Source organism: Enterobacter sp. 940_PEND (assembly GCF_001059415.1).
GTDB classification, from domain to species: domain Bacteria; phylum Pseudomonadota; class Gammaproteobacteria; order Enterobacterales; family Enterobacteriaceae; genus Enterobacter; species Enterobacter cloacae_M.
Genome location: NZ_JUMS01000100.1, coordinates 1 through 24,341 on the forward strand (window position 1 = coordinate 1; position 24,341 = coordinate 24,341).

The following is a 24,341-nucleotide window of genomic DNA, read 5'->3' on the forward strand; positions in this document are numbered from 1 at the left end:
GAGCCTGCATCCCTGCAGGCCACGCCCTCTCGGCGCATCCCTGCGCCTCGACCCGGCCTTTCGGAAACGCCTCGGCGATTTACAGCCGAACCAGGGCATCGCTGTAATCTTTATACTAATCTGAAGGCTGTGTTAATGCTTCTGGTAACAAATCGAGTGGGATTCATCCGCTCCAACGGGCCCCCTCCCGCCCCACTTCTCAGTTTTTTCTGCTGGTTTCTGCCAATTCACACTGACATACTGGCGTAACAGGACAGAAGCGCCGATTTTTCGTTGAGGAACACTATGAAGAAAATTGTCTTTGCCGCGGCATTAGTTGTCAGCGGCCTGCTGGTTGGCTGTAACCAGCTCACACAATATACCGTCAGTGAACAGGAAATTAATCAGGCGCTGGAAAAACATAACAATTTCTCTAAAGATATTGGCGTGCCGGGGCTGGCGGACGCGCATATCGTTCTCACAAACCTGACCAGCCAGATCGGACGTGAAGAGCCAAACAAAGTCACCCTTGCCGGTGATGCGGATCTCGATATGTCATCCCTCTTTGGCAATCAGAAGGCCAACATCAAGCTCAAGCTGAAGGCCCTGCCCGTTTTCAACAAAGAGAAAGGGGCAATTTTCCTGCAGGAGATGGAAGTCGTCGATGCGCAGGTGTCTCCGGATAAAATGGCGCCGGTTCTGCAAACCCTGATGCCCTATCTCAACCAGTCGCTGCGAAATTACTTTAACCAGCAGCCCGCGTACGTCTTAAGCGAAGACAAAAGCAAGGGTGAAGCTCTGGCGAAAAAATATGCAAAAGGTATAGAGGTGAAACCGGGAGAAATTATCATTCCTTTCACCGATTAACCTGAAGGGCGCTGCGGCGCCCTTTTTTTTACGGAAAAGTGTGCAAACGAAAACGTTTCCGCTTATGATTTGTGTCCGGCAAAAACAGCCATCCTTATGACTGATTCCTGACAAGCCGGAGCTTCCATGACTGCACAACCCCAGGTTCTTAAAATCCGCCGCCCTGACGACTGGCATATCCATCTGCGTGATGGCGATATGCTGAAAACCGTCGTGCCTTATACCAGCGAAATTTATGGCCGCGCGATTGTCATGCCTAACCTGGTTCCACCAGTCACCACCGTCGATGCCGCGATTGCCTATCGCCAGCGCATCCTGGATGCCGTTCCTGCGGGACACGATTTTACCCCGCTGATGACCTGCTATCTTACCGACTCGCTGGATCCGAACGAAGTGGAGCGCGGGTTTAACGAAGGCGTATTTACGGCGGCGAAACTCTACCCGGCAAATGCCACCACCAACTCCAGCCACGGCGTCACCAGCATTGATGCCATCATGCCGGTTCTGGAACGTATGCAGAAACTGGGCATGCCGCTGCTGGTCCATGGTGAAGTCACGCATGCCGAGATTGACATCTTCGACCGTGAAGCCCGCTTTATCGAGACCGTGATGGAGCCTCTGCGCCAGCGCCTGCCCGCGCTTAAAGTGGTCTTTGAGCATATCACCACCAAAGACGCGGCAGAGTATGTGCGCGACGGCAACGATCTTATCGCCGCCACCATTACGCCACAGCACCTGATGTTTAACCGTAACCACATGCTGGTGGGCGGGGTACGTCCTCACCTGTACTGTCTGCCTATTCTCAAGCGCAACATCCACCAGCAGGCGCTGCGCGAGCTGGTTGCCAGCGGGTTCTCCCGCGCGTTCCTCGGCACCGATTCCGCACCTCACGCCCGCCACCGCAAAGAGGCGAGCTGCGGCTGTGCAGGCTGCTTCAACGCCCCAACGGCACTGGCCAGCTACGCGACCGTCTTTGAAGAGATGAACGCGCTCGAACATTTTGAAGCGTTCTGCTCCCTTAACGGCCCGCGCTTCTACGGCCTGCCGGTCAACGACACCTTCATCGAACTGGAGCGTAAAGCGAGCCACGTTGAGGAGTCCATTGCGCTGACGGATGACACGCTGATCCCATTCCTGGCGGGCGAAACCGTTAACTGGACGGTAAAACGTTAAAAAATCAATGCCCCTTGTTGTCAAACCGACAATATACCTGTATAAATAAACAGTATATTACACAGGGGGCATTTATGCGTATTGAAGTCACCATAGCCAAAACAACTGTTCTACCTGCCGGCGCGCTTGATGCACTGGCAGGCGAATTATCCCGCCGTATTAACAACACCTTTCCCGACAACGCGGGTGCCGTAACGGTGCGTTACGCCGCGGCGAACAACCTCTCCGTCATTGGTGCTGCGAAAGAAGATAAAGATCGCATCAGCGAAATCCTGCAGGAGACGTGGGAAAGCGCAGACGACTGGTTTATCACAGATTAACACTGCTCCCTCATTGTGTTTTTTTGCCGGGTCGCCCCGGCTTTTTTTTTGTCTAAAAATCCTGCAAGTTCAAATTAATTCGGCATCTTCTTTAAAAATCGTGAACGAGATGGTGTTTTATTGTTCGAACAATCCTAAAAAGCAGAAAAATGTGTTGCCACCTGTTTATTTTTCCCGTTGGAACCCTTATTACTTGGTATACTGAAGATGCTTTCAGAAAAACATGCATTGAACCTCAAAGCCGTTGTCTTCTAACACGCATTAAGGGGGTTATAATGGAAAAGAATAGTGAAGTGATCCAGACCCATCCACTGGTTGGCTGGGATATCAGTACCGTAGATAGCTACGATGCGCTGATGCTGCGTTTGCACTACCAGACCCCGAATCAACTCAACCGTGAAGAAGCGGAAGTTGGACAGACGCTGTGGCTAACAACAGACGTCGCCCGTCAGTTTATTTCTATTTTAGAGGCAGGTATTGCAAAAATAGAATCTGGCGACTATCAGGAAAATGAGTATAAACGGCACTAAGCTTATGCCCACTTTTCTCTCTACAGGCACCCTCGCGGTGCCTTATTTATTTCTCCCTTGTCTAACCCCGCGTTGTTAATTACTCTGCTAACAAAACATCAGGTTACGAGATGCATATGAGATACGACTTAATCATTATTGGTAGCGGCTCCGTGGGTTCCGCTGCCGGTTATTACGCAACACAGGCAGGTCTGAAGGTCCTGATGATCGATGCCCACCTCCCTCCTCATTCGGAGGGTAGCCATCATGGCGATACCCGCCTCATCCGCCATGCGTATGGCGAAGGCGAGCGCTATGTCCCGCTGGTGCTTCGCGCCCAGACGCTGTGGGATGAACTGGCGAAACAGACCGAAGATCGCATTTTCGAACGTACCGGCGTTATCAACCTGGGCCCGGCCCAGTCTGAATTTCTCGCAGGCGTCGAGCGCAGCGCGAAAGCCTTTAATCTGGACGTTGAGAAGCTGGACGCGACGGGCATTACCGCGCGCTGGCCTGAAATTACCGTCCCGGACGATTACATCGGCCTCTTTGAAGCCCACTCCGGCGTGCTGCATTGTGAAACGGCGATCAAAACTTGGATCGATCTTGCCGCGAAGGCCGGCTGTGCGCAGCTGTTTAATTGTCCAGTGGAGGCCATCACGCATGACGCTGATGGCGTCACGGTAACGACTATTGACGGCGACTATTCAGCGTCCCGCCTGCTCGTCAGCGCAGGAACCTGGGTCACTCGCCTGCTGCCGGAACTGCCAATCCAGCCGGTGCGCAAGGTCTTCTCCTGGTTCCAGTCGGATGGGCGCTACAGCGCGCAGAATAAATTCCCGGCATTTACCGGCGAATTGCCGAATGGCGATCAGTTCTACGGTTTCCCTTCCGAGAAAGACGCGCTGAAAATCGGTAAACACAACGGTGGCCAGGCTATCTCCACCCCTGAAGAGCGTAAGCCTTTCGGCGCCTTTCCGCAGGATGGTTCAGAAGCCTTCACGTTCCTGCGTACTATTCTTCCGGGCGTCGGCGGCTTGCTGTATGGCGCGGCCTGTACCTACGACAACACCCCGGATGAAGACTTTATCATTGATACGCTGCCCGGGCATGACAACGTCCTGCTGATTACCGGGCTGAGCGGCCACGGCTTTAAGTTTGCTTCCGTGCTGGGCGAGATCGCCGCGCAGTTCGCCCAGGGTATTGCACCGCAGTTTGATCTGACGCCCTTCTCCCTCTCGCGTTTTAACGGATAATCCGCCACGGGCTCCGGAGGTTTCGGGGCCCGTTTCATTCACACTGCATTACGGGGCGTTATGCGCAGGATCGTTAACTTTCTGATGAATAATATTCGCGAGCATTTCATGCTCTACATCTTATTGTGGGCGCTGCTGGCCATTATTGATTTTGTTTACATTGTATTTTATTGAAAACCCTGACTGACAATAATTGACGTTAATTTAGCTTTATTGAAGCTCACAATTTTACTTGCACGAAGACATTGAATTACCTTTATCGATCCTGTTCAAAAGCGCTGAAATACATAAAATAAAAATTAATAGACAATTATTTCAGTTGCAATATCCCGCCTTCCCGTTCATTTTTACTTTCCGGTTAATTTGAAAATGGACATTCTGATGCAATTGCGTAACTCCTCCCGGCGCTACGGAATAATATCCATAGGTTTGCACTGGATATTTGCTATTGCCGTCTACGGTATGTTTGGACTTGGACTCTGGATGGTCACGCTCAGCTATTATGACGGCTGGTATCACCAGGCACCGGAGTTGCATAAAAGCATTGGCGTTCTCCTGATGATGGGGCTGGTTTTTCGCGTAATCTGGCGACATATTTCCCCGCCGCCCGCCGCGCCAAAAACTCACAGCAAATTTACCCGCGTCAGTGCCGTTGCCGCGCATATCGCGCTCTATGCGCTGCTCTTCGCCATTCTGATTAGCGGCTACCTTATCTCGACGGCGGACGGTAAGCCGATTAGCGTCTTTGGCCTTTTTGACGTTCCGGCAACGCTCAGCGATGCAGGTGCTCAGGCTGACACCGCCGGGGTCGTTCACCTCTGGCTTGCGTGGAGCGTGGTGATCCTCTCCGTGCTGCACGGGTTTGCCGCCCTCAAACACCATTTTATTGATAAAGACGATACGCTAAAGCGCATGCTTGGCCGCTCGTCAGTTGACTCTGGAGCATAAAATGAAAAAACACCTGCTGGGTATCGCCCTGGGTTCTCTGTTATTCACCGCCGGTTCCGCCGTGGCGGCGGATTATAAGATTGATAAAGAGGGCCAGCACGCTTTCGTCAATTTCCGTATTCAGCACCTGGGCTACAGCTGGCTGTACGGCACCTTTAAGGATTTTGACGGCACGTTCACTTTTGACGAGAAAAATCCCGCGGCCGATAAAGTCAATGTGACGATTAATACGAACAGCGTCGACACGAACCACGCAGAGCGCGATAAACACCTGCGCAGTGGGGAGTTCCTCAACGTCGCGAAATTCCCGCAGGCGACCTTCACTTCTACTGAGGTGAAGAAAGACGGTGATAAACTGAATATTACCGGCAACCTGACGCTTAATGGCGTAACCAAACCGGTCATGCTTGATGCTAAATTACTGGGTCAGGGTGACGATCCGTGGGGCGGTAAACGCGCAGGTTTTGAAGCGGCGGGTAAAATTCACCTGAAAGATTTTAATATCACAACGGATTTAGGTCCGGCGTCTCAGGACGTTGAGCTGATTATTTCCGTTGAAGGTGTACAGCAGAAATCATAATAGATTCGCCCGGCAGGCTTTCGCCGTGCCGGGCGTTATTATCATTCCGGGTCAGGGATACCCAGTTTGGTATTCAGACGGCCGCGTGATTTATTGAAAATCTTGTTGCCGTTTTCACGTCCTGCGCGACGGCGACGCTGCTCTTCTTCCGGCAGGATGCTCTCTTCGCTGCACAGTTCGCTACAGCAGCCGTTAAACTTCTCGGCACAGGCCGGGCACTGAATGAACAGCAGATGACACCCGTCGTTTTTGCAGTTGGTGTGGGTATCGCACGGTGCGCCGCACTGGTGGCACTGAGCAATAACGTCTTCCGAGATACGCTCACCCATACGCTCGTCAAAGACAAAGTTTTTCCCGATAAAGCGCACCGGTAAACCCTGCTCGCGGGCGCGGCGGGCGTACTCGATAATGCCGCCTTCAATATGCCAGACCTTATTAAAGCCGTTGTGCTTCATCCACGCGCTGGCTTTCTCACAGCGGATACCGCCGGTGCAGTACATAACGATCTTTTTATCTTTATGTTCCTGCATCATCTCAACCGCTTTGGGCAGCTGCTCGCGGAAGGTGTCGGCCGGGATTTCCATCGCGTTCTCGAAATGCCCCACTTCGTACTCATAGTGGTTACGCATATCAATGAACACGGCATCCGGATCGTCCAGCATCGCATTCACTTCCGCGGCCTTCAGATATTCACCGACATCCGCCGGGTTAAACTCGGGATCGTCGATACCGTCCGCCACGATGCGCTCACGCACCTTCATGCGCAGCACCCAGAAGGATTTCCCGTCATCGTCCAGAGCAATGTTCAGGCGCAAGCCGTCGAGGGCAGGATCGAACTGGTAAAGCTCGTCGCGGAAGGCGCTGACTTTGCTTTCCGGTACGCTAATTTGCGCGTTAATGCCTTCACGGGCAAGGTAGACGCGGCCGAAGACATTCAGGGCCGTGAACGCCTGATAAAGCGCATCGCGGGTCGCCTGCGGATCGTCGATCGTGAAGTATTTATAGAAAGAGATGGTTGTGCGCGGTTCGGTTTCAGCCAACATACGCGCTTTCAACATCTCATTCGACACGCGGTTGTGTAACACTGGCATGGTGTACAGTCCTGGAATCGTTAGAGAGAATTAAAAATCGGTCGGCATCATATAGCAAACAAAACCAATTTACATCCACACAATTTACGCTACATTTCACACACCCTGATTAATCAGGCTTAACAATTGCTGTATTCGTGCACGCTTCGAAAGCAGATATTTTGGCTATGTCTCAAAAAATGAGACACTAGCAAAACAGGACGTTTGAACACAGGAAAGACATGACCCAGTTACCAAAATTTACTGCCGCCCTTTTGCATCCCCGCTATTGGTTGACCTGGCTTGGCATCGGCTTTTTATGGCTTCTGGTACAGCTTCCCTACCCTGTTATTTTTCGGTTGGGTAAATTTCTGGGCCGTTTCGCACAGCTGTTTATGAAGCGTCGCGCCAGAATTGCGTACCGCAATCTTGAGCTCTGTTTTCCGCAGATGAGCGAGCCAGAGCGTCACGATATGGTCGCGAAGAATTTCGAATCCGTCGGGATGGGGCTTATGGAGACCGGCATGGCGTGGTTCTGGCCGGACAAACGCATGGCCCGCTGGAGCGAGGTGACGGGAACCGGCATGGAGCCTGTGCATACGCTTCAGGCCAACCAGACGGGCGTTTTGCTGATCGGCGTCCATTTCCTGACGCTGGAAATCGGGGCGCGCATGTTCGGCATGCAGGCGCCGGGCATTGGCGTTTATCGTCCTAACGATAACCCGGTCATCGATTTAATCCAGACCAACGGCCGCATGCGCTCCAACAAAAGCATGATCGACCGTAAGGATCTGAAGGGGATGATCCGCGCGCTGAAATCCGGCGAAGTGGTCTGGTATGCCCCCGACCACGACTATGGCCCACAGGCCAGCGTATTTGTTCCCTTCTTCGCCGTTGAAGAGGCCGCCACAACGACCGGTACCTGGATGCTGGCGCGGATGTCTAAAGCTGCCATCGTGCCTTTCGTCCCTCGCCGTAAGCCGGATGGTTCAGGCTACGAGCTGATGATGCTGGAGCCGGAGCTTGCGCCGCCGCTCGACGATGCGGAAACCACCGCACGCTGGATGAACAGCGTTGTGGAGAAGTGCATCATGCTGGCGCCCGAGCAGTACATGTGGCTGCACCGCCGCTTTAAAACGCGGCCACAAGGCACGCCGTCCCGCTATTAATCCTCATGCGGTCCTCAGGGCCGCATGCCGTTTTAGCTTTAAAAGCTCCTCGTCATTGCAGCAATCATAACCCCGGCGCATAATTAGCAGGCTTATTACTTTATGCTTCAGGTGCTCTGCACCTCATTATGCGGATAGTTATGTCACCCTCAGATGCCCCCATAAACTGGAAGCGTAACCTCGCGGTTGCGTGGCTTGGCTGTTTTCTTACCGGCGCGGCCTTTAGCCTGGTTATGCCCTTCCTGCCGCTCTACGTCGAACAGCTAGGCGTGACGGGCCACAGCGCGCTCAATATGTGGTCCGGTCTGGTATTCAGCATCACGTTTCTCTTTTCCGCGTTGGCCTCGCCCTTCTGGGGCGGCCTTGCCGATCGCAAGGGGCGTAAAATCATGCTGCTGCGTTCGGCGCTGGGGATGGCCATTATCATGGCGCTGATGGGCGTGGCGCAGAACGTCTGGCAGTTTCTGATCCTGCGCGCGCTGCTGGGCCTGTTGGGTGGATTTATTCCCAACGCGAATGCCCTGATTGCCACGCAAATTCCCCGCCATAAAAGCGGCTGGGCGCTGGGCACGCTCTCAACCGGTGGCGTGAGCGGTGCCCTGCTGGGACCGCTGGCCGGGGGATTACTGGCGGATAACTACGGCCTGCGCCCGGTCTTCTTTATCACCGCCAGCGTGTTGTTCCTGTGCTTTATCGTCACCCTGCTCTGTATCCGGGAGAACTTCACGCCTGTCGCCAAAAAAGAGATGCTTCACGCCAGAGAGGTGCTGACCTCGCTCAAAAATCCCAGACTGGTGCTGAGCCTGTTCGTGACGACAATGATTATCCAGGTGGCTACCGGGTCGATTGCCCCTATTCTGACGCTGTACGTTCGCGACCTGGCGGGTAACGTCAGCAATATTGCGTTCATCAGCGGGCTGATTGCCTCCGTACCCGGCGTGGCGGCGCTGCTGAGCGCCCCGAGGCTCGGAAAACTGGGAGACCGGGTGGGTCCGGAGAAAATCCTGATCTCCGCGCTGGTGATCTCCGTCCTGCTGCTTATCCCGATGTCGATGGTGCAGGCTCCGTGGCAGCTGGGCTTACTTCGCTTTTTGCTGGGAGCCGCCGACGGCGCGTTGCTTCCCGCCGTACAGACCCTGCTGGTTTACAACTCCACGAACCAGATTGCCGGGCGTATTTTCAGCTATAACCAGTCATTCCGCGATATCGGTAACGTCACCGGACCGCTGCTCGGAGCCGGGATCTCCGCCAGCTTCGGTTTTCGCGCCGTCTTTATCGTGACGGCGGGCGTCGTGTTGTTCAATGCCATTTATTCATGGTTCAGTTTATCCCGCGCGCTGCGGCCCGTGACGGAATAAGACGAACGCCTGACAGCTTATTTTCGCATTCATACTTGCAGAATCTTATATTCAGCTATTCTTTCCCTGAAACCTTCTGGAAAACAGGGAGACACCAATGACCATGTACGCCACGCTGGAAGAAGCTATTGATGCCGCTCGTGAAGAGTTCCTCGCCGACAACCCCGGCGTTGAAGAAGAAGATGCTGACGTGCAACAGCTTAATATCCAAAAATACGTTCTGCAGGATGGAGATATTATGTGGCAGGCAGAATTCTTTGCCGATGAAGGTGAAGAAGGGGAATGTTTGCCGATATTAAGTGGTGAAGGTGCGCAGGCCGTCTTTGATGGCGACTATGACGAAATCGAACTTCGGCAGGAATGGCTGGAAGAGAACACCCTGCACGAGTGGGATGAGGGTGAGTTTCAGCTCGAGCCGCCGCTGGATACGGAAGAAGGTCAAACCGCAGCCGATGAGTGGGACGAGCGTTAATTTACGCTATTCGTAAGGGCCGTGGCTGGCGTCGATCGGCAGCAACAGCGTGTCGAAAATCAGCGAGAACGGCAGATCGAGCACGGTCAGGTAGCGCCATGCGGAATCACGAAGATCCCATTTCACGCCCGGGTAATACTGATTTCCGTGGCCTTGCCCTGGAATGGTGCGACTGATGATACTGCCGCAGCCGCTGAGCAGGCATGCCACCAAAACGACGATGATTATTCTCATCTTTAACCTCTAAAAAAATACCGGCGATTAAGCCGGTATTTTATCTGGCGGGTGGCGATTCGCTTACCCGTCCCTTCTTAACAACTTACTTCGCCTTCAGCGCGAGCGGGTTCAGCTTCACGTCCTTATAGTAATTCACCCACGAAGAGTATTTCTCCGGAGCGGACCACACGCGGTAGTGAAGACGCGCCATTGTCACCGGGTCGCTCAACAGCACCAGACGACGGTCGCGGTTGAGTTTTTCCGGGGTCTCGTTAAGCGCCTGCTCAACGTGACGATCGCGGGCAATCTCAAGCACCTGGCTGGCGCGGTGACGCGCGGTCGCCATTGCCGTTGCCAGGGCGTTGAATGACGGGTTAAACACGGCGTGCATGAAGCCGTTATCCAGCGAGCGACTGCGGTTCTGTTCCAGGTAACGATCGGTATCCACCAGCACCTGCGGCGGGGAATACTCTTCCGGGATCAGGAACAGTTTCCAGCGTTTGGTTCGCAGCCCCACCGTTGAACGGCTGGAAATCACGGACACAAACGGCGACAGGATCAGCGAGAAGACAATCGGCGCCAGCCAGAACAGGAAGCGCAGATCCAGCCAGGCCATCCCGGCCGCCCACACCAGACCCAGCAGCAGCTGAGAACCATGGCGCATAAAGGCTTCACCCCACGGAGTGGAGTCATCATCACGCTGCGGTGAGTTCCAGACCACTTCCCAGCCCAGGAACGCACTGACCACAAACACGGTGTGGAACAGCATACGTACCGGCGCCAGCAGGACGGAGAACAGCACTTCCAGCAGCAGTGAAAGGGTTACGCGGAAGAAACCGCCGTACTCTTTCGAGCCTTTGCACCAGATAAGGATGATACTGAGCAGCTTAGGCAGGAACAGCAGCACCATGGTGGAGGCAAACAGCGCAATCGCCAGCTCCGGACGCCACTGCGGCCACACCGGGAACAGCTGCCGCGGTTGCAGGAAGTATTGCGGCTCCGTCAGGGCATGAACCACCTGTAAGGCAGTCGATAGCGCCAGGAACATAAACCACAGCGGTGCAGAGAGATAGGACATCACGCCGGTCAGGAATACCGCTCGGTGAACCGGGTGCATCCCTTTTACCAGGAACAGACGGAAGTTCATCAGGTTACCATGACACCAGCGGCGGTCACGCTTGAGCTCGTCCAGAAGGTTCGGCGGCAGCTCTTCGTACGATCCCGGCAGGTCGTAGGCAATCCAGACGCCCCAGCCAGCACGACGCATCAGCGCCGCTTCTACGAAGTCGTGCGACAGAATAGAACCGGCAAACGAACCCTCACCCGGCAGCGGCGCCAGCGCACAGTGCTCAATGAACGGCTTCACGCGGATAATGGCGTTGTGGCCCCAGTAGTGCGATTCACCCAGCTGCCAGAAGTGCAGACCCGCCGTAAACAGCGGCCCGTAAACACGGGTGGCGAACTGCTGGCAGCGCGCATACAGCGTGTCCATACCGGACGCTTTTGGCGAAGACTGAATGATACCCGCGTTAGGGTTGGCTTCCATCAGGCGCACCAGACCGCTCAGGCAGTCTCCGCTCATGACGGAGTCAGCATCCAGCACCACCATGTAGCTGTACTGGTTACCCCAGCGACGGCAGAAGTCATCGATGTTACCGCTTTTACGCTTCACGCGACGACGACGGCGGCGGTAGAAGATCTGGCCTTCGCCCTGCACTTCTGCAATCAGCTCCATCCACGCTTTTTGTTCCGCAACGCAGATATCCGGGTTGTAGCTGTCGCTCAGGATGTAAACGTCGAAATGCTCCGCGTTGCCGGTCGCCTTCACGGACTCCCAGGTCGCACGCAGGCCCGCAAATACGCGGTCAACGTCTTCGTTACAGATAGGCATAATCAGCGCGGTACGGTGCTCGGGATTGAGGGGTTCATCCCCGACCGTTGACGCTGAAATGCTGTATTTGTCACGCCCCATGAGCAGCTGCAGGAAGCCCATCAGCGCGGTCCAGAAACCGGCCGAGACCCAGCAGAAGAGGACCGCGAACAGCAGGAGAATGCCGCTCTGCAGGATATACGGCAGCAGCTGCATGAAGGAGACCCAGAGATCCTGGCCCATCATGTCCGTCGGATTGATAAACGCCCAGCCCTGGTAAGGCAGGATAGTTTTCATGTACCAGGTTGCGACGACCGTCTGCGCAAGCGTCAGAAGCAGCAGGATATAGCGACGGATTGTCCCGACGGTACGCCATTTCTGTTCGGACGCCTGCTCTTCTTTCGTCAGGCGCGACAGATAGCGCGGCGTCACATCACGCCCGCGCAGGCGATCCCAGAAGCGACCCACCGGGTTGGTGCGCCATGGATCGGGGAACATAGAGGAACGCGTAGCCTTCGGCATCGCCTGAAGCTGATCGCGTCCTTCATCGTCTTTAATCAACTGCCCTTCCGCCAGCGAGTCCGGCCAGGCCTGCTCCAGACGCGCCTTGACTGACCCGAGCGGCGTATCATCATCACGGGAAAACGTATGATGTTCACCATCCAGCGCGGTGTGAACCGCGCGGATGTCGCTCTTTGGCAGTGCCGCTTTTTCGATATCCGTCAGCGGCATGGCATCAATATATTCAGATGTATTATTCATTGGCAGGTAGCTGATAGCTCCAGGTTTCACTCAGCGGCTGATCGTTACTGACCAGCGCAGCACGCATTTCTGTGGTCTGTTTCGGATCTTTCACTTTCACGCGCAGGGTCAGACGCCAGCCTTTGGTTACCGGATTGTAACGCACGGTATTCTCAACGATTTCACCGTTATCACCGATGCTGGCCTGAGCGGCAACGGCGGTGTCCGGTGACAGTTTCTTCATATCCTGGCCTGTGAAGTCCACGACAAACGCCACGGTACCGTCAGGCTGACGGATAAGATTAGACTGCTTCACATCACCCGTTGAGCGGCGAGTCTGCATTACATACGCGTTATCCGGCGCATGCAGCTTATCTTCGTCGCGGCTGAAGGTAATGGTGTACTTGAAGTTCATCTCTTTACCGGCTTCCGGCAGCTGATCCGGCGTCCAGTAAGCGACGATGTTATCGTTGGTTTCGTCGTTGGTTGGAATTTCTACCAGCTCGACCTTACCTTTACCCCAGTCACCGTTTGGCGTGACCCAGGCGCTTGGACGCTGGTCATAGCGATCGTCCAAATCTTCAAAGCGGGAGAACTGACGACCACGCTGCAGCAGGCCAAAACCTTGCGGGTTTTCCATTGCGAAGCTGCTAACCGCCAGATGTTTCGGGTTATTCAGCGGACGCCAGATCCACTCACCGTTACCGGCATGAATAGACAGACCGTTGGAGTCATGCAGTTCCGGGCGGAAGTTGGTTGCCGGTGACGGCTGGTTCGGCCCGAACAGGAACATACTGGTCAACGGCGCAACGCCCAGCTTGCCCACTTTATCACGCAGGTAAACCTTGGACTGCACGTCAACTACCGTGTCACGACCCGGCATAATCACAAAGCGATAGGCACCGGTTGCACGCGGGGAATCCAGGAGTGCATAAATGGTCAGACGCTTATCCGTTGGTTTTGGACGTTCAATCCAGAACTCACGGAAACGTGGGAACTCTTCACCTGATGGCAGCGCGGTATCAATAGCCAGACCGCGCGCAGAAAGCCCGTACACCTGCCCCGCGCCAATGACGCGGAAATAGCTGGCTCCAAGCATGCTGACGATTTCGTCGTTTTTATCTTTGCTGTTGATTGGGTAAAGCACCTTAAAGCCTGCGAAGCCCAGGTCTTTCACCGTATCTTTGTCGTGTTGCACATTGCCAAAATTGAAGTAATCCGGGCTGTACTTGATCTTACGTACCGCGGTTGCCGTCACTTCATTGATGGCAACAGGCGTGTCGAAGTACATACCCTGATGATAAAATTCAAGCTTGAACGGGGTTTTAATATTGCTCCAGTACGCTTTGTCGTGATTGAACTGGATCTGCTGATAGTCCGCATACTTCATGTCGCGGAAAACGGAGGGCAAGTTACTTTTCGGCGCTTCGTAGCTCTTGCCTGCCATCGATTTTGCCTGTTTTGCGACATCGTCGATGTTAAAGGCCAGTGCCGATGAGGTATACAGTGATAACACCACTGCAGCACCCAACCAACGCATTTTCATCATCTGTGGTTTATGTTTCATAATAAGTAAGCACTTCCCCCTTTGTGTGCTTATATCGATCCGATCCATTTTAATGGAAACTCAGGCAATCCGACAACATTATCACTGCTTTGTTCAGCTGCTGGCTCATGGATTAAGCAAATGAAAGAACCCGCTATTCACTTTGCGTGCTTATCCTGGAGACAGGGTGTCGGTCTTGGTGTAGGGTTGGCTTCGAATGTAACCATTATGAGTCTTAGGGATAAGACGAAAAGTCTGAGAATGCACAACGTTATATGAGCACAACACCAACAGAACGTGAATATTTCCTCGACTCGATCAGGGCCTGGCTGATGCTATTGGGGATCCCCTTTCACATTTCACTGATTTACTCCAGCCACACCTGGCATGTGAATAGCCAGATGCCCTCCTGGTGGCTGACGCTGTTTAATGACTTTATTCACGCCTTCCGTATGCAGGTGTTCTTCGTCATATCCGGCTATTTTTCTTACATGCTGTTTCTTCGATACCCGCTCAAGCGCTGGTGGAAAGTGCGCGTAGAGCGCGTGGGGATCCCCATGCTGACCGCAATTCCACTGCTGACGCTGCCTCAGTTCATTATGTTGCAATACGTCAAAGGCAAAGCGGAGAACTGGCCAAATCTGTCGCTGTATGAAAAGTACAATACGCTGGTCTGGGAGCTGGTGTCTCACCTGTGGTTCCTGCTGGTCCTGGTGGTGCTCACAACGGTGAGCCTGTTGATTTTCAGCCGCCTGCGCCACCGTCTGAGTACAAAAGCCGACACCTTCTTCGCCAACGTTACGATGGGCAAATTGTCAGTGCTCTTCTTGCTGTTGGGGATTGCCTATGCCGCCGTGCGCCGAACGCTGCTTATCGTCTACCCGCCGATTTTGAGCGACGGGTTATTTAATTTTGTGGTGATGCAGTCCCTGTTCTACATTCCGTTCTTTTTAATCGGCGCGCTGGCCTTTATTCATCCGAAGCTTAAATCGCTGTTTGTCACCCCGTCACCGTGGTGCGCGCTGGGGGCAAGCCTCGCGTTCGCGGCCTATCTGCTGAATCAGCGCTACGGCAGCGGCGATGCCTGGATGTATGAAACGGAAAGCGTGATCACTATGCTGCTTGGGCTGTGGATGGTGAACGTGGTATTCGCGCTGGGCCACCGCTTGCTGAACTTTAAGTCCAGTCGCGTGACCTACTTCGTTAATGCGTCACTGTTTATCTATCTGGTGCATCATCCGTTGACGCTTTTCTTCGGGGCTTACATCACACCGCACATCGCTTCCAACACGCTGGGGTTTTTTACCGGGCTGGTGTTTGTTGTAGGGGTAGCAATCGTACTCTACGAAATCCATCTGCGGATCCCGCTCCTGCGCTTCCTCTTTTCAGGAAAACCACAGGCAAAAGCCTCATAAATCACGCGGCGTATCCGATGCGCCGCGTTTGCATCAGCTCTCCAGTTCTTGTCTGCGCTGAGTCAGAAGCCGCTGATAAAGATGCGTGGTGTCGTCGTCGAAACAGACAAAAATCACCTTCTCTGGCAGCGGTTTTAACGACAAATAGCGGTAAACCGTTTCTACGGCAATCGTTGCGGCAGCGGCCTTAGGGTAACCATACACGCCTGTGCTGATGGCCGGAAACGCCATCGTTTTATAACCGTTGTCGGCAGCCAGTCGCAGACAGTTCCGGTAAGCCTCTTCCAGAATACTCGCTTCGTGCTGATCCCCGCCATGCCAGACAGGCCCTACGGCGTGAATTACCGCTCTCGCAGGCAGATTGCCCGCCAGCGTAATCACCGCGTGACCGGGAGGACATTCGCCCTGCTGTTGCCGCACGGTTTTACAGGCTTCCAGCAGCTGCGGTCCGGCAGCCCGATGGATAGCCCCGTCCACGCCGCCCCCTCCCATCAGGGATGGATTGGCCGCATTGACGATAACGTCGACGTGCACTGTCGTAATATCGCCATGAATAATTTCAATTTGCGGTTTCATAAAGCCCCTCTGCAACCCGCCATTTTCTTAAGTGTATCGCAGAGGAGACCGGGAGAAAAAACTATCAGAAAAAATCCTCTTTCACCGCAGGGCGCGAGAACGCACACTAGCGATACTGGATTTCGACAACCGCGAGCGTTTTTTCAGGATTAAGGTATTTCATATTGAGCGTTGCCAGGTTTGAGTCGCTCACTTTCCCGTTAAGCGCCTCTGTATAGCTGACCATACGCGTTTGCATACGGTTATTATTTGGACATGACATTGCAATCTGTTGCTTCTGGGGGGCGACTTCACAGGGGTCTGCAACAATAGCACCGCGGAAATGAATGACGCCACCGTCAACAACCGTGGCCGAATAAGCCGGGATACTCAAAGCAGAAACGACCAGACCCAGACCTGCCACGAGTCGAGCAAAATAGTTGTTCATTATAGGTACTCCTCAAAGAAAATCGTCCATGAGGGGTAAACGCGCTTCATTTATTAGGGCAAACGAAGTTTCACGTTACGGAACATAACGACCAGGTCCGTGATATCAGCATAGCTCAACGGTACAGACCCGCCATATTCTCAACATATTGATTTCATGAATGTTTATAGCGAGCGTTCCGTTGGCGACCACTGTTGTGATAAATGTAGCGATTTACCGTCTGAAACGGTGACAACGATTTTCACCGTGTCTCCCGCGCTAATATTTAAACTCAGGCGCATTAAATCAATCGTCTGATTAGCGGGTATAAAAAGTGTGTTTTGCTGCCGGGAAGAACTTTGCCCCCCCTGCCCTTCTCGTAAAGAAACAATCTGAACCTGACAATCACACGACTGCGCCAGAGTGACCTGAGGAATAATGGTGGTCATATTTTCCTGCTGTGACGTTTTGAAGGTGATCTGGCTGGAAAGCGCGGCAAGGAGAATTAAGGTATTCATGATGAACTCCCGAAAAAAAACAGGGCATCAGCCCTGTTTTTTTGTAGCACAGATTTCAATATCAGTACTGATGAGCTGTCGCGTGGTTACCAAAACCGATCTGGGTCACGTTGACAGTCGAGTTGGAAGCAGTCTGGTCTACGAGTGCACCGTTAAAGCCGCCGGACTGGCTAACGTTCATAACGGATTTTTTACTGTTCCACTGATCAAGTGTCGCACTGTTGCCAAAACCTTTCTGGGACAGGTTGATTTTACTATCATCAGAACCCTGACCAACGTCAGCGCCGTTACCGCCACCTTTCTGGCTAATATTCAGGACAGAATTTCTGGCGTCTGTCTGCAGAGCTACCGCTGAGTTACCGCCACCGTCCTGATAAATATTCAGGGTGGAATTTGGGCCACTGTATCCGCCATGACCATGTCCATGACCCCAGCCGCCCTGATTAATAGAACCCGCCATAGCACTACCAGAAACTACGATTGCTGCAAGCGCTGCCACTTTGAGAAATTTCATGGTAAACCCCCATCGGATTGATTAAAGTCGTCGCCAACGCGCTAATGTTGAATAACGTTAATCGCCATTTGCGACTGTTTCTGCACTACAACTGCGGTTTTCTGCGTACCGTACTGCGTAATATTTGCTCTATTACCCGACCCTTTCTGGATAATTTTCGCGCTATTACCGTATCCATCTTGCGTAATACCTGCATCATTCGCGTTACCGCTCTGATCGATCCAGGCAATATTGTAACCCCCTGATTGATCAACTCTCGCTCTGTTACCTACCCCATCCTGGGATACAATGGATAAGAGTCTTGAACCTTCCTGGCTAACCTCAGCGTTATTGAAAACACCCCGTTGACCAATAATGGCTGCCTGATTTAGTGATGAAAGACTTAATTCGTTAACCGCAAAGTTATATTCAGAATTTGCCAAATCTGAATTCGCTGCGGTTACAAATCCAGGCGCACCCAGTAATGTAAACATCATAATTAACGATGCGTTTTTCATGTTGTCACCCTGGACCTGGCTATTTAATCGTGCCATAACCCTTTAACAATGTTACTTGTTAAAACGACTCGTATTGTGTTAACGCGTCGTTACGGTGAAGAGTATGTCCGCTGAAACATTTTAAATATCTCACCCACGCGGCTTATTTTTATTTATCGGCTCACCACAAAGTTGTAATTTACCTCAAAAATCACTTTAATCAGGCCAGCTTATATTTTTTATTAAAGGTGTATTGCGGAAGGGTTGTACAACGACACGAAAGCTGTCCACGCTTCCTCCCGGGTTGTTTAAACGTAACGACAGGAGAACATTTTTCTCAACGCGTGACACGAAGCCTCTTTTCTTAAGCCAGACAGTCACTCATTCGTGGGCTTAGAAATTATCTGAAACTCATACTTAATTATCGCTTGACAAAAATAAAAAATAATTTTAAAAATCAAGCCATTAAAAATATTTGTATGATTTTTAAAATCTGTGCACCTCTATTTATGTGTACAACTTTCTCATCAATTATTGCCATTCCAAACAACCGAATTTCACAAATTAATATTGATTTTTACATCCTGTTACATGTTTAACACTTGCTTTAAACTTCGTAAAAGCTAGATTGAAATTAGATGTACGAAATTGGTTTTATATTTACCTCCCTGTGGAGGTTATGGTCTGATTCTACACACAGCAGTGCAACATCTGTCAGTACTTCTGGTGTCCTCTTTTAAACAGGAGGACAGCTGCCAGGTGCCAAAAAAAAGTGGGGTTTCATCATGTATAATGAAGTCCATAGTTTACATGGTCATACATTACTGTTGATCACAAAACCTTCTTTGCAAGCGACAGCTTTATTACAACATTTAAAGCAATCATTATCACTGAACGGGAAATTGCATAATATTCAACGTTCTTTTGATGATATTGCACCTGGCAGCATCATTCTTTTCGATATGATGGAAGCTGATAAAAAGCTTATCCATTACTGGCAAGATATTTTAAGCAGGAAAAACAATAATATCCGCGTGCTATTGTTGAATACGCCTGATGAATATCCTTTCAGAGATATTGAAAGCTGGCCGCATATCAATGGCGTGTTCTACGTCACGGAAGAAGAAGACCGGGTAGTAGAGGGGCTGCAAGGTATATTGCGCGGAGAGTGTTATTTTTCGCAAAAGCTTGCCAGCTATCTCATCACGCACTCCGGAAATTATCGCTATAACAGCTCAGAGTCAGCCCTGCTCACGCACCGTGAGAAAGAGATCCTGAACAAGTTACGCATTGGTGCTTCAAATATTGAAATCGCCCGTTCGTTATTTATCAGCGAAAATACGGTAAAGACGCACCTTTATAATCTTTTCAAGAAGATAGCTGTGAAAAACCGAACTCAGGCTGTTTCGTGGGCAAACGATAACCTCAGGCGTTAATCACATGAAGCGCACGTTGAGTTGGATCGCCGCAGCGAGTTTCCTGCTCGCTGCCGGGAATCTGAGGGCCGTCGAGGTCGAAGTTCCCGGATTGTTAACAGACCACACTGTCTCATCGGTCGGGCACACTTTTTACCGTGCCTTCAGTGACAAATGGGACAGTACCTACACGGGTAATATAACAATCAACGAGCGGCCCAGTGCACGATGGGGAAGTTGGATAACAATAACGGCTAATCAGAACGTTATTTATCAAACGTTTTTATTCCCGACCAAAATAGACTTCGATAAAAACGTCGTCTTAGCACTGGAACAATCAGAAGACGCTATTAATCGCCTGCAAATAGATAAAGCCCTATTAAGCACCAGCGATTTAGCAAAAGACGAGTTCTAGCGAACCGATATGCGGAGGCTGTCATGCGTATTGCATATGCAGTTGTTTCGATAATGCTGATAACACCCATCAGCTGGGCCGGAAACATGACGTTTCAGTTCCGTAACCCTAACTTTGGCGGTAACCCTAATAACGGCGCGTTCCTGCTGAACGAAGCCCAGGCGCAAAACTCCTATAAGGATCCGAGCTTAAAGGATTTTAGCATTGATACCCCGTCCGCACTGGACAACTTCACTCAGGCTATCCAGTCGCAAATTTTAGGCGGGTTATTGACCAACATTAATACCGGTAAACCCGGCCGGATGGTGACCAACGACTTTATCGTTGATATCGCCAACACGGACGGACAGCTTCAGTTGAACGTAACCGATCGTAAAACCGGAAGAATCTCCACCATTCAGGTTTCCGGTCTACAAAGTAATTCAACTGACTTTTAAACAATAGCTAAATAAGGACAACGATCATGCAGCGCTTCCTGATATTTGTTGCAGTGTGCTTATTGAGCGGTTGTTTAACTGCTCCACCTAAAGAAGCTGCAAAACCTACATTAATGCCTCGGGCCCAGAGTTATCGTGATTTAACGCATTTACCAGCTCCAACGGGGAAAATATTTGTCTCCGTATACAACATTCAGGATGAAACCGGGCAATTTAAACCTTACCCGGCAAGTAACTTCTCCACGGCCGTGCCGCAAAGCGCCACCGCGATGCTGGTTACCGCGCTCAAGGATTCGCACTGGTTTATTCCGCTGGAACGTCAGGGTCTTCAGAACCTGTTGAATGAACGGAAAATCATTCGCGCCGCACAGGAAAATGGTACCGTCGCGGCCAATAACCGAACGCCTCTGGAATCTCTGGCAGCAGCGAACGTGATGATTGAAGGATCGATTATTGGCTACGAAAGTAACGTTAAATCAGGTGGTGCGGGAGCACGTTACTTCGGTATCGGTGCGGATACCCAGTATCAGCTCGACCAAATCGCCGTTAACCTGCGTGTGGTTAACGTCAGTACAGGCGAAGTGCTCTCTTCAGTGAACACCAGCAAAACCATTCTGTCTTATGAAGTTCAGGCTGGGGTATTCCGCTTCATCGATTACCAGCGTTTGCTGGAAGGTGAAATCGGCTACACCTCTAACGAACCGGTCATGATGTGTCTGATGTCAGCCATTGAAACCGGCGTGATCTACTTAATTAACGACGGTATAGACCGCGGGCTGTGGGATCTGCAAAACAAAGCAGACGTGCAGAACCCGATTCTGGTGAAATACCGCGATATGTCAGTCCCTCCGGAATCCTGACAGGAAGCGCATAAAAAAGGCGAGATGATTATCTCGCCTTTTTTTTATTCGCTCACCGCCGTGATGTTTTGCGCTTTTTCCCGCCGCGACGCCAGCCATAGACCGCTGTTTTTCATGGCATAGCCAAACAGCAATCCCAGCGCCAGGGAGGGAACCACCAGCTTCCAGTCCCCCTGCCCTGCAAAGGTCGCACATGCCCCCATAAAGGTTCCCGGCACAAATGAAAGCAGCAGATGCCTGGCCTGGATGCACATTAAAAAGGCGACGACACCCGTCATGACGTATCCCAGGATTTCCAGATGCGGTGCCAGCGCGCTGCCCTTCACGATCACCAGCGCCCAGATAACACCGCTCATCAGCGTGCAGCCAGATATAAAGAGCCCTTTGACGCCCGCCTGCGGACAGGCGAAATAGGCGGTACAGCCGAGGAACCCGGCCCAGCTGAGCAATCCGAGAGACACGGCAACCCATCCCCAGAGTCCGGAGAGAATACCTGTCGTTATTGCGATACAAAGTAATATGTTCATGGCGCGCATCTTAGCAGAAGCGCACCATAGAAATGAGATCAACAGCACATTACGTGCAAGTAGGAATGTTGAGTTGCAGAATTTATGTGACCTGAATCACTCTTCGTTTTCTTCTTCCAGCTCATCCCACATTGCCGCGATAGCGTCGCGGGTCAGCGGGGCCAGCGTTCTCCAGAATGGCGAGGTGGCATGCGCTTCGACTTTACCCAGGAATGTCCCGACCCACGGCAGCAGGTACGTTTCGAACAGGGTTTCAATGGCGTCGTTCTCATCATCACCAGCGTTGTCTTCGATCCAGGACGCCGCCAGCAGCAGCGTACCGATATGATCGGCCGGCGTATCGCTCAGCGGCATACCGCGCGTGGAGAGGAACGCGCGGACTTCCGCTTCCGTTGCCCCTTCCTGCCAGGCTGAACGGTATGGCGAAACGCGGCACTCATCGCCGACGAACAGCGCATTGTAGTCCGTCGCGATCTGCTGCATGTCGCAGCTTTTTTGCAGACGTTCCAGTAAATCATCCTGTTCCAGCGGCCAGTTCTGCGCCAGTTTGCCTTCACGAATTAACGTAAAGAGCGGAACCAACAGCGGGTCTTGCGGCTGGCGATAATAGAGCGTACCCAGCACGCGGCAAAGGATGGAAAACTCGTTCATTTTTATGATTCCATTACACAATTAAAGATCGGCAAATTCGGCAATCGGCTCCATTCCGCGCGACTCGAGGAAATCGAGCATGCGGCGTGGGGTCACGTTCAGGATTTGCGCTTCCGGGAAGTTAACATCATTCAGCACTTTCAGGCACTCGCTGAAATCACCCAGCGTAAACGCGGTATGAGAGTCTGATCCCAGCGCCACCATGCCACCCGCGTCACGCACGGCGGCCGCCACGTCGCGACAGTTGGCTTCGCTGCCCTTACGCGAGTGAATAAAGGAGGAGTTATTAATCTCCAGCGCCACGCGGTGCTTCGCTGCCGCCTGCGCGACAGCCTGAATATCAATCGGATACTTCGGGTTACCGGGATGGCTGATAATGTGCACATTGCCGCTGGCAATGGTGGCAATCATCGCCGCGGTGTTGGTGTCTTTATCCTGGGGAGGGAAAACCGGCTCATGGAAACCGGCGAGGATAAGGTCAAGAGACGTCAGCATCGGGCCGGTGCAGTCGATCTCACCGTCGGTATTTTTGATGTTCGCCTCAATACCGCGCAGTATCCCAATACCGTCCACCAGGCGTGGCCAGATCCGCATATTCACAAAATGCCAGTAGTGCGGCGCATCCGCCATGTCCGGGCCATGATCGGTAATCGCGAACAGCTTGATGCCTTTAAGCTTCGCCTGGGCGATATAATCATGGAGGTTGCTATACGCGTGGGTGCTGGCGACGGTGTGCATATGCAGGTCAACGGGATACATCTCTCTCTCCTCTGCGGTTTTTCCAAAGGATAGCAGTTATCAGCGGCGAATATTAGCAAAAACCCGGCGAACGCCGGGTTTCTCTCAGTAGCCGCGCTGTCTGTCGACCTGTCCGGTGACCGCGTTACCCTTTTCCATTTCGCTGATGGTATGGGATATATACGCCACCGCTTCTGCCGGACGCGTCACGGCAGCCACGTGCGGGGTCATCGCGACGCGTGGATGCGACCACAGCGGGCTTTCCGCGGGCAGCGGCTCACGGCTATAGACATCCAGCATAGCGCCTTTGAGCTTTCCGCTTTCCAGCGCCTTCAGCAGATCGCCTTCCACGACATGGACCCCGCGCGCGAGGTTCATTAAATAGCTCTGCTCGGCTAACTGGTTCAGGAGAGTACTATTGATAATGCCCACCGTTTCGGCGGTATTCGGCAGCAGGTTAATAAGCACACGCGTGCCTTTCAGAAAGGCCGGAAGCTCATCCGTTCCGGCAAAACTCTCAACGCCCGGATAGTCCTTACGGCTGCGGCTCCAGCAACGTAGCGGGAAGCCCCACGGAGCGAGTGCTTCTGCCACTTTTGAGCCGAGCACACCCGCGCCGAGGATCCCAACGGTAAAATCTTCATGTCGATAATCCGGCAGCGGCTCCCAGTGGGATTGCTGTTTAAAGGCCTGATAATCGTCGAAGCGGCGGAACCAGTGCAGCACCTGGCTCACGGCATACTCCTGCATCTGCTGGCCCATTCCCGTATCTTCGAGACGGAACAACGGAATATTTTCAGGCAGCATTTCTGGGTGCGCTTTCAGTTTACTGAGGATCGAATCAACGCCCGCCCCCAGCGCGAAAACCGCCTTCAGTTTGCGCCCCTGTAGCATCTCAACCGGCGGGTGCCAGACCAGCGCATAATCAGCATGTTCATTATCGCCACGCTTCCACTCGCGAACGCGTGCGCCGGGCAGCGCCGCCGAAAGTGCATCAATCCAGTAAGCGGTATCAAATGTAGGGTGATAGAAGAGAATATCCATGGTTATTCCTGCCTTTTATTGCGCTGTTTTGTTTTCGTTTTCAAGTGGATTGCCAGCATAACAAATTTATCAGGAAACCGCGTTGCTGATAAAAGAGGCGCTTTGTGCACATTTAGGAGTCAGGTTGCTTGAAGTTTGTCTAAACGCGCTAAATTACTGAAAAAGTGAGTTGACGGCAGTTCGGCTTTTCCTTACATTAGCGCCCGTCCCGGCAACAACGGGATGACAATATGGTGAGGTGTCCGAGTGGCTGAAGGAGCACGCCTGGAAAGTGT

General features: G+C 52.4%; 29 protein-coding genes. 16 read left to right on the forward strand and 13 right to left on the reverse strand.

Annotation, left to right across the window (positions count from 1 at the left end; all coding sequences use genetic code 11):
* Positions 1-285 precede the first annotated feature (285 nt).
* From ADJ24_RS14615 to ADJ24_RS14645, 8 genes are all read left to right on the forward strand, one after another.
* Entirely contained in the window at positions 286-846 is a 561-nt protein-coding gene (locus tag ADJ24_RS14615; protein ID WP_023311126.1) for a lipoprotein, read from the forward strand.
* A 126-nt stretch (positions 847-972) separates the two neighbouring features.
* Complete coding sequence (gene pyrC / locus ADJ24_RS14620; RefSeq protein WP_023311125.1) at positions 973-2,019, forward strand: dihydroorotase; 1,047 nt, start codon at positions 973-975, stop codon at positions 2,017-2,019.
* A gap of 74 nt (positions 2,020-2,093) precedes the next feature.
* Complete coding sequence (dinI, locus tag ADJ24_RS14625) at positions 2,094-2,339, forward strand: DNA damage-inducible protein I (protein WP_008500826.1); 246 nt, start codon at positions 2,094-2,096, stop codon at positions 2,337-2,339.
* A gap of 275 nt (positions 2,340-2,614) precedes the next feature.
* On the forward strand, positions 2,615-2,869 hold the full coding sequence (gene bssS, locus ADJ24_RS14630) for a biofilm formation regulator BssS (protein ID WP_008500827.1): 255 nt from the start codon (positions 2,615-2,617) through the stop codon (positions 2,867-2,869).
* Positions 2,870-2,985: 116 nt separating this feature from the next.
* Positions 2,986-4,104, forward strand: coding sequence for an N-methyl-L-tryptophan oxidase (gene solA / locus ADJ24_RS14635; RefSeq protein WP_047742220.1), 1,119 nt, complete (start codon positions 2,986-2,988; stop codon positions 4,102-4,104).
* Positions 4,105-4,164: 60 nt separating this feature from the next.
* On the forward strand, positions 4,165-4,278 hold the full coding sequence (locus ADJ24_RS23600) for a YceO family protein (RefSeq protein ID WP_032639612.1): 114 nt from the start codon (positions 4,165-4,167) through the stop codon (positions 4,276-4,278).
* Between the two features lie 207 nt (positions 4,279-4,485).
* On the forward strand, positions 4,486-5,052 hold the full coding sequence (locus ADJ24_RS14640) for a cytochrome b (protein ID WP_023311123.1): 567 nt from the start codon (positions 4,486-4,488) through the stop codon (positions 5,050-5,052).
* A 1-nt stretch (position 5,053) separates the two neighbouring features.
* Positions 5,054-5,632 carry a YceI family protein gene (locus ADJ24_RS14645; RefSeq protein WP_023311122.1) on the forward strand — a complete coding sequence of 193 codons (579 nt, stop codon included), beginning with the start codon at positions 5,054-5,056 and terminating at the stop codon, positions 5,630-5,632.
* A gap of 41 nt (positions 5,633-5,673) precedes the next feature.
* Here the strand turns inward: ADJ24_RS14645 and ADJ24_RS14650 are convergent, their stop codons facing one another.
* On the reverse strand, positions 5,674-6,723 hold the full coding sequence (locus ADJ24_RS14650; protein WP_023311121.1) for a rhodanese-related sulfurtransferase: 1,050 nt from the start codon (positions 6,721-6,723) through the stop codon (positions 5,674-5,676).
* A gap of 221 nt (positions 6,724-6,944) precedes the next feature.
* Between ADJ24_RS14650 and ADJ24_RS14655 the strand changes: the two genes are divergently transcribed.
* From ADJ24_RS14655 to ADJ24_RS14665, 3 genes are all read left to right on the forward strand, one after another.
* The gene (locus tag ADJ24_RS14655) at positions 6,945-7,871 is read left to right on the forward strand and encodes a Kdo(2)-lipid IV(A) acyltransferase (RefSeq protein ID WP_023311120.1); all 927 of its coding nucleotides are present in this window, start codon (positions 6,945-6,947) and stop codon (positions 7,869-7,871) included.
* A gap of 140 nt (positions 7,872-8,011) precedes the next feature.
* Positions 8,012-9,229, forward strand: coding sequence for a multidrug efflux MFS transporter MdtG (gene mdtG / locus ADJ24_RS14660; protein ID WP_023311119.1), 1,218 nt, complete (start codon positions 8,012-8,014; stop codon positions 9,227-9,229).
* Positions 9,230-9,326: 97 nt separating this feature from the next.
* A complete protein-coding gene (locus tag ADJ24_RS14665; protein ID WP_023311118.1) occupies positions 9,327-9,701 on the forward strand; it encodes a MysB family protein in 375 nt (124 codons plus the stop codon).
* A 6-nt stretch (positions 9,702-9,707) separates the two neighbouring features.
* On the opposite strand, the gene ADJ24_RS14670 is transcribed toward ADJ24_RS14665, so the two are convergent.
* The 3 genes from ADJ24_RS14670 to mdoG all read right to left on the reverse strand — a co-directional run bounded on the left by ADJ24_RS14670 (position 9,708) and on the right by mdoG (position 14,095).
* The gene (locus ADJ24_RS14670; protein ID WP_023311117.1) at positions 9,708-9,935 is read right to left on the reverse strand and encodes a YceK/YidQ family lipoprotein; all 228 of its coding nucleotides are present in this window, start codon (positions 9,933-9,935) and stop codon (positions 9,708-9,710) included.
* 85 nt (positions 9,936-10,020) lie between these two features.
* The gene (mdoH, locus tag ADJ24_RS14675) at positions 10,021-12,549 is read right to left on the reverse strand and encodes a glucans biosynthesis glucosyltransferase MdoH (RefSeq protein ID WP_048702717.1); all 2,529 of its coding nucleotides are present in this window, start codon (positions 12,547-12,549) and stop codon (positions 10,021-10,023) included.
* Positions 12,542-14,095, reverse strand: coding sequence for a glucans biosynthesis protein MdoG (mdoG, locus tag ADJ24_RS14680; protein ID WP_021240787.1), 1,554 nt, complete (start codon positions 14,093-14,095; stop codon positions 12,542-12,544). The genes mdoH and mdoG overlap by 8 nt, the downstream gene beginning before the upstream one ends.
* Positions 14,096-14,349: 254 nt before the next feature.
* Here mdoG and mdoC point away from each other — a divergent pair, with 254 nt between their 5' ends.
* Positions 14,350-15,489, forward strand: a complete 1,140-nt coding sequence (gene mdoC / locus ADJ24_RS14685) for a glucans biosynthesis protein MdoC (RefSeq protein ID WP_023311114.1) — start codon at positions 14,350-14,352, stop codon at positions 15,487-15,489.
* 33 nt (positions 15,490-15,522) lie between these two features.
* Here the strand turns inward: mdoC and ymdB are convergent, their stop codons facing one another.
* From ymdB to csgB, 5 genes are all read right to left on the reverse strand, one after another.
* The gene (gene ymdB, locus ADJ24_RS14690; RefSeq protein WP_023311113.1) at positions 15,523-16,065 is read right to left on the reverse strand and encodes an O-acetyl-ADP-ribose deacetylase; all 543 of its coding nucleotides are present in this window, start codon (positions 16,063-16,065) and stop codon (positions 15,523-15,525) included.
* Between the two features lie 106 nt (positions 16,066-16,171).
* Positions 16,172-16,492, reverse strand: coding sequence for a hypothetical protein (locus tag ADJ24_RS14695; protein WP_023311112.1), 321 nt, complete (start codon positions 16,490-16,492; stop codon positions 16,172-16,174).
* Positions 16,493-16,656: 164 nt separating this feature from the next.
* Positions 16,657-16,989 (reverse strand): curli assembly chaperone CsgC, encoded by a 333-nt coding sequence (gene csgC / locus ADJ24_RS14700; protein WP_023311111.1) that lies wholly within the window; start codon positions 16,987-16,989, stop codon positions 16,657-16,659.
* A 61-nt stretch (positions 16,990-17,050) separates the two neighbouring features.
* On the reverse strand, positions 17,051-17,503 hold the full coding sequence (gene csgA / locus ADJ24_RS23610; RefSeq protein ID WP_023311110.1) for a curli major subunit CsgA: 453 nt from the start codon (positions 17,501-17,503) through the stop codon (positions 17,051-17,053).
* A gap of 41 nt (positions 17,504-17,544) precedes the next feature.
* The gene (gene csgB / locus ADJ24_RS14710) at positions 17,545-18,000 is read right to left on the reverse strand and encodes a curli minor subunit CsgB (protein WP_023311109.1); all 456 of its coding nucleotides are present in this window, start codon (positions 17,998-18,000) and stop codon (positions 17,545-17,547) included.
* Positions 18,001-18,764: 764 nt separating this feature from the next.
* Here csgB and csgD point away from each other — a divergent pair.
* From csgD to csgG, 4 genes are read left to right on the forward strand one after another with little or no spacing between them, the layout of a single operon-like run.
* Positions 18,765-19,415: a biofilm master transcriptional regulator CsgD gene (csgD, locus tag ADJ24_RS14715; protein WP_021240790.1), complete on the forward strand. Its 651-nt coding sequence runs from the start codon at positions 18,765-18,767 to the stop codon at positions 19,413-19,415.
* A gap of 4 nt (positions 19,416-19,419) precedes the next feature.
* Positions 19,420-19,809: a curli production assembly/transport protein CsgE gene (csgE, locus tag ADJ24_RS14720; protein ID WP_023311107.1), complete on the forward strand. Its 390-nt coding sequence runs from the start codon at positions 19,420-19,422 to the stop codon at positions 19,807-19,809.
* Positions 19,810-19,832: 23 nt separating this feature from the next.
* A complete protein-coding gene (gene csgF / locus ADJ24_RS14725; RefSeq protein WP_023311106.1) occupies positions 19,833-20,246 on the forward strand; it encodes a curli production assembly/transport protein CsgF in 414 nt (137 codons plus the stop codon).
* A 26-nt stretch (positions 20,247-20,272) separates the two neighbouring features.
* Positions 20,273-21,106 carry a curli production assembly/transport protein CsgG gene (gene csgG / locus ADJ24_RS14730; RefSeq protein WP_024908984.1) on the forward strand — a complete coding sequence of 278 codons (834 nt, stop codon included), beginning with the start codon at positions 20,273-20,275 and terminating at the stop codon, positions 21,104-21,106.
* Positions 21,107-21,150: 44 nt separating this feature from the next.
* On the opposite strand, the gene ADJ24_RS14735 is transcribed toward csgG, so the two are convergent.
* The 4 genes from ADJ24_RS14735 to ghrA form a co-directional block, all read right to left on the reverse strand.
* Entirely contained in the window at positions 21,151-21,633 is a 483-nt protein-coding gene (locus tag ADJ24_RS14735; protein WP_074177189.1) for a DUF1097 domain-containing protein, read from the reverse strand.
* 96 nt (positions 21,634-21,729) lie between these two features.
* Positions 21,730-22,284, reverse strand: coding sequence for a TorD/DmsD family molecular chaperone (locus tag ADJ24_RS14740; RefSeq protein ID WP_023311103.1), 555 nt, complete (start codon positions 22,282-22,284; stop codon positions 21,730-21,732).
* A 21-nt stretch (positions 22,285-22,305) separates the two neighbouring features.
* Positions 22,306-23,043 (reverse strand): phosphatase, encoded by a 738-nt coding sequence (locus tag ADJ24_RS14745; protein ID WP_023311102.1) that lies wholly within the window; start codon positions 23,041-23,043, stop codon positions 22,306-22,308.
* An 84-nt stretch (positions 23,044-23,127) separates the two neighbouring features.
* Positions 23,128-24,066: a glyoxylate/hydroxypyruvate reductase GhrA gene (gene ghrA, locus ADJ24_RS14750; protein ID WP_023311101.1), complete on the reverse strand. Its 939-nt coding sequence runs from the start codon at positions 24,064-24,066 to the stop codon at positions 23,128-23,130.
* Between the last annotated feature and the right edge of the window lie 275 nt (positions 24,067-24,341).

Bases quoted from the DNA above. Each gene is read 5' to 3' on its own strand.
- mdoH (WP_048702717.1), bottom strand. From the start codon at position 12,549: ATGAATAATACATCTGAATATATTGATGCCATGCCGCTGACGGATATC.
- ADJ24_RS14650 (WP_023311121.1), bottom strand. From the start codon at position 6,723: ATGCCAGTGTTACACAACCGCGTGTCGAATGAGATGTTGAAAGCGCGT.
- mdoC (WP_023311114.1), top strand. From the start codon at position 14,350: ATGAGCACAACACCAACAGAACGTGAATATTTCCTCGACTCGATCAGG.
- csgD (WP_021240790.1), top strand. From the start codon at position 18,765: ATGTATAATGAAGTCCATAGTTTACATGGTCATACATTACTGTTGATC.
- csgB (WP_023311109.1), bottom strand. From the start codon at position 18,000: ATGAAAAACGCATCGTTAATTATGATGTTTACATTACTGGGTGCGCCT.
- solA (WP_047742220.1), top strand. From the start codon at position 2,986: ATGAGATACGACTTAATCATTATTGGTAGCGGCTCCGTGGGTTCCGCT.
- ADJ24_RS14640 (WP_023311123.1), top strand. From the start codon at position 4,486: ATGCAATTGCGTAACTCCTCCCGGCGCTACGGAATAATATCCATAGGT.
- ADJ24_RS14645 (WP_023311122.1), top strand. From the start codon at position 5,054: ATGAAAAAACACCTGCTGGGTATCGCCCTGGGTTCTCTGTTATTCACC.
- mdtG (WP_023311119.1), top strand. From the start codon at position 8,012: ATGTCACCCTCAGATGCCCCCATAAACTGGAAGCGTAACCTCGCGGTT.
- ADJ24_RS14665 (WP_023311118.1), top strand. From the start codon at position 9,327: ATGACCATGTACGCCACGCTGGAAGAAGCTATTGATGCCGCTCGTGAA.
- csgE (WP_023311107.1), top strand. From the start codon at position 19,420: ATGAAGCGCACGTTGAGTTGGATCGCCGCAGCGAGTTTCCTGCTCGCT.
- csgC (WP_023311111.1), bottom strand. From the start codon at position 16,989: ATGAATACCTTAATTCTCCTTGCCGCGCTTTCCAGCCAGATCACCTTC.
- ghrA (WP_023311101.1), bottom strand. From the start codon at position 24,066: ATGGATATTCTCTTCTATCACCCTACATTTGATACCGCTTACTGGATT.
- ADJ24_RS14745 (WP_023311102.1), bottom strand. From the start codon at position 23,043: ATGTATCCCGTTGACCTGCATATGCACACCGTCGCCAGCACCCACGCG.
- ADJ24_RS14735 (WP_074177189.1), bottom strand. From the start codon at position 21,633: ATGAACATATTACTTTGTATCGCAATAACGACAGGTATTCTCTCCGGA.
- ADJ24_RS14615 (WP_023311126.1), top strand. From the start codon at position 286: ATGAAGAAAATTGTCTTTGCCGCGGCATTAGTTGTCAGCGGCCTGCTG.
- bssS (WP_008500827.1), top strand. From the start codon at position 2,615: ATGGAAAAGAATAGTGAAGTGATCCAGACCCATCCACTGGTTGGCTGG.
- ADJ24_RS14695 (WP_023311112.1), bottom strand. From the start codon at position 16,492: ATGAACAACTATTTTGCTCGACTCGTGGCAGGTCTGGGTCTGGTCGTT.
- ymdB (WP_023311113.1), bottom strand. From the start codon at position 16,065: ATGAAACCGCAAATTGAAATTATTCATGGCGATATTACGACAGTGCAC.
- ADJ24_RS23600 (WP_032639612.1), top strand. From the start codon at position 4,165: ATGCGCAGGATCGTTAACTTTCTGATGAATAATATTCGCGAGCATTTC.
- csgG (WP_024908984.1), top strand. From the start codon at position 20,273: ATGCAGCGCTTCCTGATATTTGTTGCAGTGTGCTTATTGAGCGGTTGT.
- csgA (WP_023311110.1), bottom strand. From the start codon at position 17,503: ATGAAATTTCTCAAAGTGGCAGCGCTTGCAGCAATCGTAGTTTCTGGT.
- ADJ24_RS14740 (WP_023311103.1), bottom strand. From the start codon at position 22,284: ATGAACGAGTTTTCCATCCTTTGCCGCGTGCTGGGTACGCTCTATTAT.
- csgF (WP_023311106.1), top strand. From the start codon at position 19,833: ATGCGTATTGCATATGCAGTTGTTTCGATAATGCTGATAACACCCATC.
- dinI (WP_008500826.1), top strand. From the start codon at position 2,094: ATGCGTATTGAAGTCACCATAGCCAAAACAACTGTTCTACCTGCCGGC.
- mdoG (WP_021240787.1), bottom strand. From the start codon at position 14,095: ATGAAACATAAACCACAGATGATGAAAATGCGTTGGTTGGGTGCTGCA.
- ADJ24_RS14655 (WP_023311120.1), top strand. From the start codon at position 6,945: ATGACCCAGTTACCAAAATTTACTGCCGCCCTTTTGCATCCCCGCTAT.
- ADJ24_RS14670 (WP_023311117.1), bottom strand. From the start codon at position 9,935: ATGAGAATAATCATCGTCGTTTTGGTGGCATGCCTGCTCAGCGGCTGC.
- pyrC (WP_023311125.1), top strand. From the start codon at position 973: ATGACTGCACAACCCCAGGTTCTTAAAATCCGCCGCCCTGACGACTGG.